Here is a 13,307-nt window from a genome sequence, read left to right on the forward strand (position 1 = left end):
CTCAGGATGACAGATAACTTTTGGGATTACTCATACTCTACCGCGGTACCTCAATCTGCTGCACAATCTGTTTGATAATCTCGTCTGCCGTGAGGCCTTCCATCTCGCGCTCGGGGGTGAGCAAGATGCGGTGACGCAGGACAGCGGGCGCCAGAAACTGCACGTCGTCGGGCGTCACGAAGTCGCGGCCGCGGAGAGCGGCCAGGGCTTTAGCGCCGTTGAGCAGGGCCAGCGACGCCCGCGGCGATGCGCCCAGATACAGGCCTTTGTGCGCACGCGTCTGGCCTACGAGGCGGGCAATATATTCCAGCAACTTGGGCTCTACCCGCTGCTGGCGCACTTGCTGGCGCAAGGCCGCAATATCCTCCGCCGACAGCACTTGCTGCACTACCTCCAGCGGCGTGCCCCCAAAACCCGCGTGGTGACCCTGCAAAATGGCTACCTCATCCTCCAGGGTAGGGTAGCCCACGTTCAGCTTGAATAGGAAACGGTCGAGCTGGGCCTCGGGTAGGCGGTAGGTGCCTTCTTGCTCCACCGGGTTTTGGGTGGCTAGCACCACGAAGGGCTCCTGCATGGGGTAGGTTGTGCCGTCCTGCGTGATGTGGCGCTCCTCCATCACCTCGAATAGCGCCGACTGCGTTTTGGCCGGCGCCCGATTGATTTCGTCAATCAACACCACGCTGGCGAAGATGGGGCCGGGCCGAAACTCAAAATCAGCCGTATTGGGACGGAAAACCGAGGTGCCCAGCACGTCGGAAGGCATAAGGTCGGGCGTGAACTGGAGGCGACTGAAAGGCACCGCCAGCGTGCGGGCAAGCAGCTTTGCGGTGAGGGTTTTGGCCACCCCCGGCACCCCTTCTAGCAGCACATGCCCATCGGCCAGAATGGCGGTGAGCAGCATTTCCAGCAACTCGTGTTGTCCCACAATCACCTTGCCCATCTCCTGACGGATAGCCGTTACTGCCGAAGTAAGGCGGCCGAAATCGGTGCGCGGTGCAGCGAAGCTGTCAGCAGGCGGCGGGGTAGGAGAAGTGGGGGTAGATGGAAAATTAGAAATAGGATTGGATTCCATGCAGAGTAATCAGAAGTGAAAGGTGGAGCGGAATATTTTAATTAGGCATTCTATATGTTAATCGATTAACGTATTCTATTATGTAAAAGGTAATTTATTTGAATAGTGCAAAATAAATAAAGTTATATTTTGCTGCTTAATACAATTTTATCGAGCGAGCTTTTTGAACTGCTGCAATTCCTTGCTCAGGCGTAGCAACTCCTGATCTGACACCGCCGGAGCCGTGCGAATAAAGTTAATTCGCCGCAACAATGCATCTACCTGCGGGCGAGGCACGCCGGCTTTCTGCGCCACTCGTTCCCGAAAGGCTTCGTCGTTCAAATCGGAAGTAGACTCCTGAAAGCGCGTGCGCACGTAGTCCAGAAACAGGTCGATTTTCTTTTCGGCGATGAGGGCGTGGTTGCTGCTCTGGCGGTAGAGCGAGGCCACCGTGCGTGTAAAGAGCAGCGTGGTATTGGGCAATGGCCGCAGCACCGGAATGATGCGCTGGCGACGACGTGCTTCAAACACCATAAAGAGTAGTACGCCCACGCAAAATAGGTAGTAGGCTACTCGCAGGGCATCGTGGTTCAGGAGCACACGCAACAAGCTCTGCTCGCCCTCGCGGCCCTGCTTCTGGTATTCGTCCCAGAGGGTAGGGCGGCCCGCGGGTAAGTAAGAAAAGGCAGCGTAAGCGAAGTTACTGGTTTGCGGGCGCAGCACGAAGTAGTTGGTAAATGCCATTGGCACGGAGCTGAGGTAGAAATAGCCGTGACCATAAGCACAGCGCGCCAACACGGTGCGGTCGCGGGCATCTACAGCCAAAGGCTGCAACTGCCCGAGGCTGTCGTTGAGTAGGCGCGTGGATGCATTTAGAAGTGGGTAGCGGAACTGCGTGCCTGCAGCGCGTCGTAGGGTAGGGGCCAGCAGGCGCAGCGTGGTAGAGTCCGAAGGGAGGGCGTTGCCGAGCGTATCCTGGGCCAAGAAATCGCGGGTGCTGAAGTGCAGCGTGTCGCGCAGACCCCGCGAAAAGTCGCTGGCCGCAATAAAGACGGTGTTGCCGCGGGCCACGTAGCGCAGCAGCGTGTGCAGATCGGGACGGCTGACGTTGAATTCGGAGTTGATAAATACGTACTGGCCGCGCTCGGCCATCGGCAGCGCCGCCGTATCTACTTTCAGCTCTTCTTCCAGCTCGGCGGCTTCTTGCTCGTCGGGGTCTGCCTCGCTGGCCTCAGCGGGGTCGGCATAGCCGTCAGCTAGCTCGTTGTAGATGGGCAGGCGCACGGGCTGCACACGCGCGTCAAGCACCTCGGGTAGGGTTTGGAAGAGCACATAGGTGCCGTACGGGATTTTATCCTGGTTGCGAAAGGTAGGCGTCCAGTTGATGGGCTTGGGTCGATAATACTCCAGCGCCACGTAGCCCACGAAGAGCGCCACAAGTCCCAGCAGATACCAGCGAAAGGTTGTCATGAGCGGTTGTAGCGTTAGGCGGCGCGTCGGTTAGTGAGCTGGGCCAGTAGGGCCTGCCGACTGGCGTGGGTATGGGCGTAGTGCTCGGGCGTGAGTGTCAGCTCGCCGTACCACACGTACTCAAACTGCCTGGATACCTCCGAGAAGGCCGTGCGTAAAGGACCAGCCGGCAACTCGCGCTCGTAGGCGAGGTTGGTTTTATCGGGTTGCCATTCCAGATGGCCAGCGTCGGTGAGTTGCTTGAGGGCTTGCAGGTAGCCCAGGCGTACGGCCAAGCGGTAGTTGCCGGCGGCCTCGGCCTCGGCCAGCAGGGTAGGGAAGTCTAGGGCGTGAATGTCTTCGGCCTCGGTATCGTAGGCTAGGGCGGCGCGGCGCGGGTTGCGGCCGAAGGCACCGGTAATGTCTACCTGCAAGAGTTTCAGAATCACAAAGACCAAAGCGCCCAGAAACAGGGCATAAAACACGTAGCGCCAGAACCCGTGGTAGCTGCGACTGCTCAGCCACTCGCCCACGCGCTGCCACACCCGCGCCCAAAACAGGTCCCACGGACTCATTTCGCTGCGTACCTCCACATACTGAAAATCCCGCTGCCCACGGAAGTCCCGTAGCTGCTCGGGGTCGGGTCGGCGCAGGCGCACGGGGGGTAGGGAAGTCGTAGTGAGGGTAGGGGGCGGGGTAGGAGCCGCACTGGCCGGCAGGCCACTCAGAAGCAAGAGCATCAGCAGCATCCTACCCCATCGAATCCAGAAAGAAGCCAAAGCAGATGCTGGTTTATTTGAAAAGTATTTGAGTTGCAAGTCGTGAGTTGTGTGCGGAGCCGCGTAAGGGCACCCTGAGTTATTCCTGCACCGCTAACTAACAACTCAATACTCGCCTTCCTCATCAGGCCGGTAGGCGGCAGATGAAACTGTGGTAGCAGGCTGCTGCCCAATGCTGTCGACTAGGTGGCGCATGCCTACTCCATCTTTGCGTTCTACTAGGTTGAAGTATTGAAACAAGATGGCCAGCATGGTAGGGGTGTAGAGCAGCACCTGTCCTATCGTAGCGAATACCTGCGTGGCGATGGCCAGCATTTCTTCGCCGGGAATGGGAATGTGCGCCATCTTCAGTCCCATCAGCAAGTAGGTAGGAATTTGAAAGATAAATCCCGCGAAGCTCTGAATTATCCACATAATGAACAGAAGGCCGAAGGTAGACCACCAATGCCCGCTCACCAGCTCGAAGCAACGGCTGAAGTTCTTGCTAAACCCATTGCGCTCCATAATCATCACGGCGAAGAACAAAGACAGCGCCACCGCTAAATACACGCCCGGAAAGAATAAAAAGACAAAGCCGAGACCCGTCAGGACGGTCAAGATAATGCCCGACAGTAGGATCCACCACACCGAGGAGCGCACCTGAGACCACACGAGAGCCGGCGTTACTTCCTCATCGGCGGGTAGGGTCATGCGCAGGCGCACGTACTCGTAGAGGGTAGCTGTGAGCAGCAAGTAGGTGAGGAGCGCCCCGCCTACCCCGGTCATGAAAGCCAGGCCACTGCTCACGGAACCAAACGCACCGGAAGCCAAACCACGGCGGCCTTGCCCAAGCAAGCTGAAAACGCCAGCCTGCCCGATACCCATGCCAATACCGCTAAGCAGGGCCACAGGCAGCACTAGATAGAGTAGCACCCGGGTCAACGGCCTACCCTGGGCTTGAATAAAGGCAAACGTGGCGTTGATTTTCTGCCCGAAATCTCGCTCCTGACGGTAGTCTAATTCGTGCGTAAACGTATGGCGCATAGAATAAAAAATGAGTGTCTTACAGATGGTTGGCGCGACGCAGCACCAGCCGCGGGTACACCACAAAGTACCAGAGAATAAAGGCTGCCGACGTGCCTATAATCAGCAGACTAAGCGCCAGGGGCATTTCGGTATGGCGCGTCACGAAGCCTTCTAAGAAGCCGGCTACCACAAAAATGGGCACCAGACCTATGGCAATCTTCACCCCGTCGCGGGCCGACTGTCGAAAGGCGACGGCGCGGGAGTAGGTGCCCGGAAACAGAAAGCCCCGCGCCATCACCAGCCCTGCGCCGCCGGCCAGCACAATGGCCGATATTTCCAGCGTGCCATGTATCCAGATGGTGAGCACCGAGGGTAGGAGCACACCTTTTTGGTAGAAGAAATACTGGAAAGACCCCAGCATCACGCCGTTGTGGAATAGCAGATACACAGTGCCCAGCCCTGCCGTAATGCCGGCGGCAAACGTCATGAGCGCCACCCGAATGTTGTTGACGGTGATAAACAGAAACATCGGGGTTTCGTCTTCGCCTTTATACACGGCCATGGGGTCGCCTTTGGCAATGTTGGCCAGGGTCTGGTTCACGTAGCCGTCGCCGAGCACCACGCGCACAAACGTGTCGTCGTAGGCAGCAGACAGAGCACCCAGCGACGTGAACAGCAGAAACAGCAGCAACGCCGTGAGCAAGGTGCCGTGGTGGCGGGCTACTACTAGGGGCAACTCCTCGGCCCAAAACTGCCGAAACCGCCCTGTACGCTCGGTTTTGTTTTTGTACAGCGCCTGGTGCAGCTTGCTGGTGAGGGCGTTCAGGTACTGCGTGGTAGGGGAGTCGGGGTAGAAGGTTTGGGCAAAAGCCAAGTCGTCGGTGAGGGCCACGAAGCGCGCCGCCAGCTCATCGGGACCGGCGGGAGGCTGTAGTTCGTACTGCCGCCAACGCTCCTCATTTTGCCGCAAAAAAATAGCTTCCCGCATTATATTTCGACTAGTTATACCAGAGAAAGAACCTTTTTCGGGCCGAAACGTGGCAGCAGTCAATTACATCTGCGTTTCGGCCTATTCCAGAGGTATTTCCCGTTCTAATGTCCAACCAAAATCTGCGGTACGCAACCCGGGTTCTATAAAAATTTGCCGTACTAATAGCCGGCGGTATTCTTCTTCTACTTGTATATGAGTACGATTCGCATCCATACCACCCAAAACGTAACGCTGGAGTACGAAATAGCCAGTGTGGGCGACCGGATAGTGGCAGCCCTGCTGGATTATCTGCTGTATGGCGTGTGGGTGCTGCTGTGGGTAGTGCTGGCCGCGCAGCTAAACCTCAACCCTGGACCCATTGGCATTTTTCTGCTGATACTCCCCACACTGCTCTATTTCCCGGCTTGCGAGCTATTCTTCAATGGCCAGAGCCTGGGCAAAAAAGCCCGCCACATTCGGGTGGTGCGGCTGGATGGCACGCCCGCTGGCCTCGGCGACTACCTACTGCGGTGGCTGCTGCGTCCCATCGAGATTGTGGCGTTTTCAGGAGCCATAGCGTTGCTTACTATTATTATCAACGGCCGTGGCCAGCGCCTCGGCGACCTAGCAGCCGGCACTACTGTGGTTAGCCTACGCCCCCGGGCCCAGCACGCCACCCCAGCCGCCTACCTCCCCGATACCAACTACCAAGTGGTATTCCCGCAAGCCGCTCAACTCTCCGACCACGACATAGCCCTGATTCGGCGGTTGCTGCAACAGGGTTTGCAGCGCAACAACTACTTGCTGCTGCACGAAGTGGCCAACAAAGTGAAAACCCTCACCACGATCCGCACCGACCTCCCCGACGAAACGTTCCTGCAAACCGTCCTCCGCGACCACACGCATTTGGTGAGTGCGGGAGGGTAAGCTGTAGGGTAGGAGGGTGTGGGGATGTGAGGGTAGGAAGTGAAACGATCTGTCATCCTGAGCGCAGCGAAGGACCTTCTCACGATAGAACGACAAGCGCAACAACGACTCGTTCTGCGGGCATAAGGTCCTTCGCGCTGCTCAGGATGACAGATCGTTTCACTTCCTACCCTCCTACCCTAAAAAAACAGCCGCCCGGAAAGTCCGAGCGGCTGTTTGGTATAGTGCACACGCTAAAAGATACGAAAGAACTTGCTAAAACGGTTTTGCTGAGAGGAATCTACTCCGCCGAAGCCTTGCGACGGCTTGTTTTCGGGGCACGTTCGGCGCCCATTTCCAGTAGCTCGTCGGCGCGCTCGTTCTTACCTACCCAGCTCACCGAGTAGAGGTCCTTGCGCCGGTCGCGCAGGTTGCGCACGGCCCCGCTGGTATTCAGGTCTTTCAGCAAGTCCAGGTCGAGGTCGGCAATCAGAGTCATCTCCGTATTGGGCGTGGCCTCGGCTACAATGGCATCGTGGGGGAAGGCAAAGTCCGAGGGGCTAAACACAGCGCTTTGCGAGTACTGAATGTCCATGTTCTCGACGCGGGGCAGATTGCCCACCGAGCCGGTAATGGCTACGTAGCATTCGTTTTCGATGGCGCGGGCCTGGGCGCAAAGCCGCACGCGCTGGTAAGCGTTCTTGGTATCGGTCCAGAAAGGCACGAACAGAATTTTCATGCCTTCGTCGCTCAGCATGCGGGCTAGCTCCGGAAACTCCGCGTCGTAGCAAATCAGGATGCCGATTTTACCAAAGTCCGTATCAAAGCATTTCAGCTTGTCGCCACCGCGCATGCCCCAATAGCTGGCTTCGTCGGGCGTTACGTGCAGCTTGTACTGCTCGTCCACGGTACCATCGCGGCGGCACAAGTAGCTAACGTTGTAAAGTTTGCCGTCTTCGTAGAGCGGCATGGAGCCGGCAATCACATTGATGTTATAGCTCACAGCCAACTCCATCATCTTGGTTTTGATGGGCTCCGTGTAGGCCGCCATCGAGCGAATGGCCACCGATGGCGACTCCTCGTTGGTGAGGGCCATCATGGGCGCGTTGAAGAACTCCGGGAATAGCACACAGTCGGCCTTGTAGCCCGATACGGTATCCACGAAAAACTCCATTTGCTGGAAGAAATCCTCCAGGTTTTGCGTGGCGCGCATCTGCCACTGCACAATGCCAATGCGCACGTTCGACTTCTGGTTACCAATCAGCTTATCGGTTTCCTCATCGTAGTACACGTTAATCCACTCCAGCAGCGTGGCGTAAGCTTTGCTCTCGGAGTCGTAGGGTAGATAGCCCCGGATGAGCTTGCGTACGTAAAAATCGTTGGCGAGCTGGAAGGTGAGAATGGGGTCGGTCAGCTCCTTGTTACGCACCATTTCCACGTACTTAGCCGGGGTCATTTCGTTGGCGTAGGTAGCGTAGCCGGGAATTCGGCCGCCGGCCACCATGGCGCGCAGGTTCAGGTTTTCGCAGAGCTCTTTGCGGGCATCGTAGAGACGGCGCCCCAGGCGGAGCGAGCGGTACTCGGGGTCCACAAACACGTCCACGCCGTAGAGGGTGTCGCCGTTGGCGTCGTGGGTGTCAAACTTGCCATTGCCCGTAATTTTGGCGTAGGTGTGCTTGTCGCCGAACTTGCTGTATTCCACGATGATAGCCAGCGCGGCGGCCACTACCTGGCCGTTGTCTTCAATACAGATCTGCCCTTCCGGAAATTTCTTCAGCAGGTTGTTGTACTCGTCCTGGGCCCAGGCACCTTCCATATTGGAATACACCTTGTCCATGATTTCTTTCACGGCTTTGAAGTCGCCGCGCTTCAGGGTGCGCAATACCAGCTTGTGGGCCGGCGTGGCGTCGTGGTTTAGTAGCTCGGGAGCGGCGGGCATGCCGGGTAGGGTTTGCTTTTTAGCGTGGCCGCCGCTGGTTTTCGTGTTAGGACTTGTTGCGGGCATATACAAAAGAAGGTTGAATTGCAGGAATATAGCGCAGTATGAATACTGCTTGCTTGGGTACGCCTACGTAGAAACCGGCGTAGTTGATGTTAAAACTACGGATACAGTCAGACAGGAAGCAACCAGTAGGCGCACAGTATTCTACAACCTCCTACCCCGCGGATTCGTTTCGACAACCATACTCCTTATCCTAATCCCCGATGCCAATGTCTACTCCTCGCCTTGCTTTGCTGGGGCTACTGGCCGCCGCTGCTAGCCTCAGCGCCTGCAACTCCACCCCCGCCGACTCTACCACGGCCGCCAATGCCGATGTGGTAGTGCATCAGGATACCACCCAGCGCGACACCGTGCCCACCATGCCCGCCGCGGTGCCCTCCACCGAATACACGGCCCCCAACACCGTCGTGACCGAATCGGCCGACAGCTTGCATAAGAAGTAACGTAGGGGCGGTCAAATAGAACGTCATTCTGAGCTTGTCGAGGAATCTCGCGTGCTGACGGTGGATACTATCTTTCATCAGCACGCGAGATTCCTCAACAAGCTCAGAATGACGTTTTGGTATCATCCCAATAACTCCTACCTCACAGCTGCATCTCTGGCACATCACCCTTGGGTATCACCAGGCGGCCGGCTGTAGCAGCCTGTATTTGTTCTACGGATACGCCCGGTGCCCGCTCGCGCAGCACAAAACCGTCAGGCGTCACGTCGAGCACAGCTAGCTCCGTTACGATTTTCCTGACGCAGCGCACGCCCGTGAGGGGTAGGGTGCAGGCAGGGAGGAGCTTGCTGCTGCCGTCGCGAGCGGTGTGCTGCATGGCCACGATGATGTTGCGGGCCGAAGCTACCAGGTCCATGGCGCCGCCCATGCCTTTCACCATCTTGCCGGGTATCTTCCAGTTGGAAATGTCGCCGGTTTCGGATACCTCCATGGCACCCAAAATCGTCAGGTCCACGTGCTCGCCCCGGATCATCGCAAACGAATCGGCCGAGCTGAAAATGCTGGAGCCGGGTAGCGTGGTCACGGTTTGCTTGCCGGCGTTGATAAGATCGGGGTCTACTTCGGCCTCCGTCGGAAACGGCCCCATGCCCAGCAGCCCGTTTTCGGATTGCAGCTCCACATTGATACCTTCAGGAATATAGTTGGCCACCAGGGTAGGGATGCCAATACCGAGGTTGACATAGTAGCCATCGCGCAGCTCCTGAGCAATGCGTTGGGCGATTTGGGTTTTTTCTAACATGGTTTTTTTCGCGCGGAGCGCGCAGAGTTTTAGGGCGTCTGTCTTTATAGGCCGTTTACCAGGCGGGAGAGCTGGGAGCGGAGCAGCGCCGTGTTGAAATTCATGAGTAGACCGAGCTTGTAATAGGCGAGTTTCAGGTAGGTTAATAGCTGCTTGTGATGCACGGGCAGCAGCGTTTCAATGGATTTTAACTCGACTACTACTTTGTTTTCCACCAATAAGTCAAGTCGAAAGCCCAAATCCAGCTTTACCTCATCATAGATGACGGGAATGGGTTTCTGAGTTTCTACATGCAGTCCGTACTTACGCAGCTCATACGCCAAAACGGCTTCATACACCGATTCCAACAACCCCGGCCCTAAAGCAGTGTGCACCTTGAAAGCCGCACCAATCACGCGGTCAGAAATTTGATTCTCGTGCATATGTTTTCCAGACAGACGCCCCAAAACTCTGCGTACTCCGCGCGAAAAATTAACGCCGCACCGTACGCTGCTCAATTCGCTTCTCGTACTCCCTACCCTCAAAAATGCGCTGCACAAAAATGCCGGGGGTGTGGATGTGGTTAGGGTCTAGTTCGCCGGCTGGTACCAGCTCCTCCACCTCGGCCACCGTTATTTTGCCAGCGGTAGCCATCATGGGGTTGAAGTTGCGGGCCGTGCCTTTGTAGATGAGGTTGCCAGCCGTGTCGCCGCGCCAGGCTTTCACGAGGGCAAAATCGGCGTGCAGGGCGGTTTCCAGCAGATACATCTTGCCATTGAACTCGCGGCTCTCTTTGCCTTCGCCTACCTCCGTACCGTAGCCAGCAGGCGTATAAAAGGCCGGAATACCCGCGCCGCCCGCCCGCACGCGTTCGGCCAGCGTGCCCTGCGGAATCAGCTCCACTTCCAGCTCTCCACTCAGCAACTGTCGCTCAAATTCAGCGTTTTCGCCCACATAGCTGGAAATCATCTTGCGCACTTGCCGGGTTTGCAGCAGTAGCCCAATGCCAAAATCATCGACGCCCGCGTTGTTGCTGATGCACGTCAGCTCCCGCACGCCCCGGCGCAGAATTTCCTGAATGGCATTTTCGGGGATGCCGCACAGGCCGAAGCCGCCCAGCATCAGGGTCATGCCATCAGTGAGGCCCGCCAGCGCCGCCTGGGCATCGGGTACTACTTTGTTGATCATGGGTGGGGGTAGAGTGGGTGGACGGGTAAGTTAGCGTTTCATACGCAACTCCGGCACCGGGGGCTGGTAATCCTGCGGCAGCAGCTCGCCTACCCGCTCGAAGCCCCAATAGCCCTCCGTGACCACCGCGCCCAGGGTGCGTATCACGCCGGCGGCCGTTACCTCCGCTTCTGGCATGCGCAGCTGCACCACCGAGCGTTGCGCACGAATATCGGCCCTTGGCCCTGGAAACAGCCGTTGATACGCCGGGTCTTTCTCTTCGCCCTCGTACGTCACGGCCAACAGTCCCCGGAACCGCAGCCACGTTTGGGGCGGCGCATACCGTCGCATGCTGTCACTGGGTAGCGCATCGGGGCTGAGGGCCGACGTGATAGGCGGCTCGCGCAGGGCATGCACCACGGCCATGGGTAGGCCGCGGCTTTGTACGCCCAGCGTGCTGCGCGTCAGCATGTAGTTGACGGCCCAGGCGCGGTGCTGGTTTTCCTCGCGCTGCAAGCGCTGCACCCGAAAGCCCGCCTCTGCTACCTCATTGCGGTACACACTGCGCAGAAAATGCATGAACGAGCCCTGATACGCACGCTGTCGATTTTCGGCCCAGCGCCGGCGCTGCCGCTCGTTGCGCGGTGTCAGGTCCTGAAAGCTGACCTGACTATCGGTATAAGTGGTTTGCTGCCCGTAGTTCACTTGAAAATCCAGGTCATAAAACGTGACGCGGTAGCCCAGGGCCTCGTTGTCTACCTGTAGCTGGTAGGGCGTGTAGGCCATAAGCACGTCTTTCTGGTCGTCGTACTCCACCACTACTCCATCTGGATTACGGATTTTACACTGCTTCGAAAAAGAAGAACTACCCAGAAAGCGTTGGGTGAACCGGGCGTAGTCGGCGGGGCGGTTGCGGTGGGGGCGCACCACCACTTCGCTAAGTTGGTTGGTGGTAGGCGCCAGCTGAATGATGAAGGTCTGCGGGGCGTCGGCTACCGTGATGGTCTGTTTGTAGAGCTGGTAGCCCAGGTGGGAAACCACTAATGTGTAAGAGCCCGCCTTCAGGGTAGGAAACGCAAATTTCCCCTGCGCATCTGTAGGGGTACCCACGGTGGTGTTGGCAAAAAAAACGTTGGCCATTTCCAGGGGCTTACTGCTCTGCGCGTCAAGTACTTGGCCGCTTAGTGTGCTTTGCCCCAGCGCATATTCATTAATCAGTGCAAATAACAGCAACAACCCAATGCGATAGATAGAAGGCATAATAAGAAGATATAGCGTACTACTAAAAGCTGTCTGTAAGGACATAGCGCGTTTCGGGAGCAGGCCGCTGCTAAAACGCTATTGCTTCGGCGGAATATAGTCATAGGGTAGCATTTCACCCATTTTCTCGAAGCCCCAGTACCCATCGTTGTAAATAGCCAGCGGGTGCGCCAGGCGGCCGTTCGGGAAAATCTGCACGCTGGGCACTTGTAAGTAGAGAGTCGATACCTCCTCGGTAGGGGCGGGGCCGGGTTGCAGCTGGCCAGGTACTTCCGGCCGGTAGCGCGGGTCGGGCTTTTCGGGGAGGTAGGTGATTTGCAGCAGGTCGTGGAAGCGCAGCTGGCAGGTATCAGCCACCAACTGGCGCAGGCTGTCAATGGGTAGAGGGCGGGTGTAGAGGTAGCCGTAGCTGCGCGGCTCCTGCCGCTGGCGCTGTAACGAGTCAGGCAGTACCAACGATTGACCGGGTGGTAAGGTAGCCAGCAGATGCTGCATAATACTATCGGCGCGGGCCCGGCGTGGGTTGTCTACAATACGCAGCTTCTGCACTCGAAAGCCCTGGTCCTCCACCCGGTTTTCGTACACGCTGCGCAAAAAATGAATCTGCGAGCCATGGTAGGCCTGCCGGCGGTTGTCGGCCCAGCGCCGCTGCTGCCGGGCGTTGCGGGCACGCATTTCCTCAAATACCGGCGAACCGTAGAACTGTACAAACTGCCGCTTGAAATCGACCGAGAAGTGCAGGCCGTAGTACTTCACACGGTAGCCCAACGCTCGATTTTCCACCAGCACAAAGTCGCGGCTGGTGGCGGTCAGCTCCTTGGCCTGCGGGTCGTAGTCTACCAGCACGTCGTCGGGGTTGCGGATGCGACACTGCTGCGAGAAAGTAGTGGAACCTAGAAAATACTCCTCAAACGTGCGGTAGTCGTCGGGGTTATTTTTGTGGGGGCGCACTACCACTTCGGCTAGTTGCTGGGCAGTGGGCAGCAGCTGAGGATTGACGGTCAAGCTCTTATCCTGCACCAAAATAGCCTTGCGGTAGAGCTGGTAGCCGAGGTAAGAAACCAGCAGCTCGTATGGCCCCGCTGCCACACCGCGCAACTCAAACCTACCCTGCGCATCGGTGGTAGCACCGTAGGTGGTGTTGGCCAAAAACACACTGGCAAACCCCAACGGCTCGTGCGTTAGCGAGTCGCGCGCCACACCGCGCACGGTGATTTGGGCGCTAGCTGCTTTGGCCAGGCAAAAAAAGAGTAGGAGTAGAAAGCCAACGCGCCGCATAACCGAGAGGTATGGATGGCTATACTACGAAAGTTTCGTAGAAGTTTCGATAAAGATAGTTAGGCGTACATGGCGCGGGGCTGTGCCCCGTGCCAATTATTGGTAGGCCTCTGGCCTGCATTCATCTGAATGGTAGCAGCGTAATCGTGCTAGCGGGTGGGCCAGAGGCCCACGAATAGTCGGCACGGGGCACAGCCCCGCGCCATGCGCTTAAGATTA

Annotated in this window: 13 protein-coding genes; 2 read left to right on the top strand and 11 right to left on the bottom strand. The window is 57.5% G+C overall.

Going from position 1 to position 13,307, the window contains the following annotated elements:
• Nucleotides 1-37: 37 nt before the first annotated feature.
• From MUN82_RS01270 to MUN82_RS01290, 5 genes are all read right to left on the bottom strand, one after another.
• The gene (locus tag MUN82_RS01270) at nucleotides 38-1,072 is read right to left on the bottom strand and encodes an AAA family ATPase (RefSeq protein ID WP_262922833.1); all 1,035 of its coding nucleotides are present in this window, start codon (nucleotides 1,070-1,072) and stop codon (nucleotides 38-40) included.
• Nucleotides 1,073-1,219: 147 nt separating this feature from the next.
• Nucleotides 1,220-2,521, bottom strand: a complete 1,302-nt coding sequence (locus MUN82_RS01275) for a DUF4350 domain-containing protein (RefSeq protein ID WP_245094148.1) — start codon at nucleotides 2,519-2,521, stop codon at nucleotides 1,220-1,222.
• 14 nt (nucleotides 2,522-2,535) lie between these two features.
• Nucleotides 2,536-3,279, bottom strand: a complete 744-nt coding sequence (locus MUN82_RS01280) for a DUF4129 domain-containing protein (protein WP_245094151.1) — start codon at nucleotides 3,277-3,279, stop codon at nucleotides 2,536-2,538.
• Between the two features lie 105 nt (nucleotides 3,280-3,384).
• Nucleotides 3,385-4,302, bottom strand: coding sequence for a hypothetical protein (locus MUN82_RS01285; RefSeq protein ID WP_245094154.1), 918 nt, complete (start codon nucleotides 4,300-4,302; stop codon nucleotides 3,385-3,387).
• 19 nt (nucleotides 4,303-4,321) lie between these two features.
• A complete protein-coding gene (locus tag MUN82_RS01290) occupies nucleotides 4,322-5,272 on the bottom strand; it encodes a stage II sporulation protein M (RefSeq protein ID WP_245094157.1) in 951 nt (316 codons plus the stop codon).
• A 195-nt stretch (nucleotides 5,273-5,467) separates the two neighbouring features.
• On the opposite strand from MUN82_RS01290, the gene MUN82_RS01295 reads away from it, so the two are divergent.
• On the top strand, nucleotides 5,468-6,181 hold the full coding sequence (locus MUN82_RS01295; RefSeq protein ID WP_245094160.1) for an RDD family protein: 714 nt from the start codon (nucleotides 5,468-5,470) through the stop codon (nucleotides 6,179-6,181).
• Between the two features lie 280 nt (nucleotides 6,182-6,461).
• Here the strand turns inward: MUN82_RS01295 and MUN82_RS01300 are convergent, their stop codons facing one another.
• Nucleotides 6,462-8,099 (bottom strand): bifunctional GNAT family N-acetyltransferase/carbon-nitrogen hydrolase family protein, encoded by a 1,638-nt coding sequence (locus MUN82_RS01300; RefSeq protein ID WP_245097633.1) that lies wholly within the window; start codon nucleotides 8,097-8,099, stop codon nucleotides 6,462-6,464.
• A gap of 272 nt (nucleotides 8,100-8,371) precedes the next feature.
• Between MUN82_RS01300 and MUN82_RS01305 the strand changes: the two genes are divergently transcribed.
• On the top strand, nucleotides 8,372-8,605 hold the full coding sequence (locus MUN82_RS01305; RefSeq protein ID WP_245094162.1) for a hypothetical protein: 234 nt from the start codon (nucleotides 8,372-8,374) through the stop codon (nucleotides 8,603-8,605).
• A 142-nt stretch (nucleotides 8,606-8,747) separates the two neighbouring features.
• Here MUN82_RS01305 and MUN82_RS01310 read toward each other — a convergent pair whose 3' ends face one another.
• From MUN82_RS01310 to MUN82_RS01330, 5 genes are all read right to left on the bottom strand, one after another.
• Nucleotides 8,748-9,404: a CoA transferase subunit B gene (locus tag MUN82_RS01310; RefSeq protein ID WP_245094165.1), complete on the bottom strand. Its 657-nt coding sequence runs from the start codon at nucleotides 9,402-9,404 to the stop codon at nucleotides 8,748-8,750.
• Nucleotides 9,405-9,448: 44 nt separating this feature from the next.
• Entirely contained in the window at nucleotides 9,449-9,826 is a 378-nt protein-coding gene (locus MUN82_RS01315) for a GxxExxY protein (RefSeq protein WP_245094167.1), read from the bottom strand.
• Nucleotides 9,827-9,875: 49 nt separating this feature from the next.
• Nucleotides 9,876-10,571, bottom strand: coding sequence for a CoA transferase subunit A (locus tag MUN82_RS01320; protein WP_245094169.1), 696 nt, complete (start codon nucleotides 10,569-10,571; stop codon nucleotides 9,876-9,878).
• A 30-nt stretch (nucleotides 10,572-10,601) separates the two neighbouring features.
• Complete coding sequence (locus MUN82_RS01325) at nucleotides 10,602-11,810, bottom strand: carboxypeptidase-like regulatory domain-containing protein (RefSeq protein ID WP_245094171.1); 1,209 nt, start codon at nucleotides 11,808-11,810, stop codon at nucleotides 10,602-10,604.
• A gap of 78 nt (nucleotides 11,811-11,888) precedes the next feature.
• The gene (locus tag MUN82_RS01330; protein ID WP_245094172.1) at nucleotides 11,889-13,088 is read right to left on the bottom strand and encodes a carboxypeptidase-like regulatory domain-containing protein; all 1,200 of its coding nucleotides are present in this window, start codon (nucleotides 13,086-13,088) and stop codon (nucleotides 11,889-11,891) included.
• Nucleotides 13,089-13,307 lie beyond the last annotated feature (219 nt).

It is taken from the genome of Hymenobacter aerilatus (assembly GCF_022921095.1).
GTDB lineage: Bacteria > Bacteroidota > Bacteroidia > Cytophagales > Hymenobacteraceae > Hymenobacter > Hymenobacter aerilatus.

Coding starts and splice junctions, on each gene's coding strand:
- MUN82_RS01320 (WP_245094169.1), bottom strand. CDS start 10,571: ATGATCAACAAAGTAGTACCCGATGCCCAGGCGGCGCTGGCGGGCCTC.
- MUN82_RS01295 (WP_245094160.1), top strand. CDS start 5,468: ATGAGTACGATTCGCATCCATACCACCCAAAACGTAACGCTGGAGTAC.
- MUN82_RS01285 (WP_245094154.1), bottom strand. CDS start 4,302: ATGCGCCATACGTTTACGCACGAATTAGACTACCGTCAGGAGCGAGAT.
- MUN82_RS01305 (WP_245094162.1), top strand. CDS start 8,372: ATGTCTACTCCTCGCCTTGCTTTGCTGGGGCTACTGGCCGCCGCTGCT.
- MUN82_RS01310 (WP_245094165.1), bottom strand. CDS start 9,404: ATGTTAGAAAAAACCCAAATCGCCCAACGCATTGCTCAGGAGCTGCGC.
- MUN82_RS01300 (WP_245097633.1), bottom strand. CDS start 8,099: ATGCCCGCCGCTCCCGAGCTACTAAACCACGACGCCACGCCGGCCCAC.
- MUN82_RS01275 (WP_245094148.1), bottom strand. CDS start 2,521: ATGACAACCTTTCGCTGGTATCTGCTGGGACTTGTGGCGCTCTTCGTG.
- MUN82_RS01325 (WP_245094171.1), bottom strand. CDS start 11,810: ATGCCTTCTATCTATCGCATTGGGTTGTTGCTGTTATTTGCACTGATT.
- MUN82_RS01270 (WP_262922833.1), bottom strand. CDS start 1,072: ATGGAATCCAATCCTATTTCTAATTTTCCATCTACCCCCACTTCTCCT.
- MUN82_RS01315 (WP_245094167.1), bottom strand. CDS start 9,826: ATGCACGAGAATCAAATTTCTGACCGCGTGATTGGTGCGGCTTTCAAG.
- MUN82_RS01330 (WP_245094172.1), bottom strand. CDS start 13,088: ATGCGGCGCGTTGGCTTTCTACTCCTACTCTTTTTTTGCCTGGCCAAA.
- MUN82_RS01290 (WP_245094157.1), bottom strand. CDS start 5,272: ATGCGGGAAGCTATTTTTTTGCGGCAAAATGAGGAGCGTTGGCGGCAG.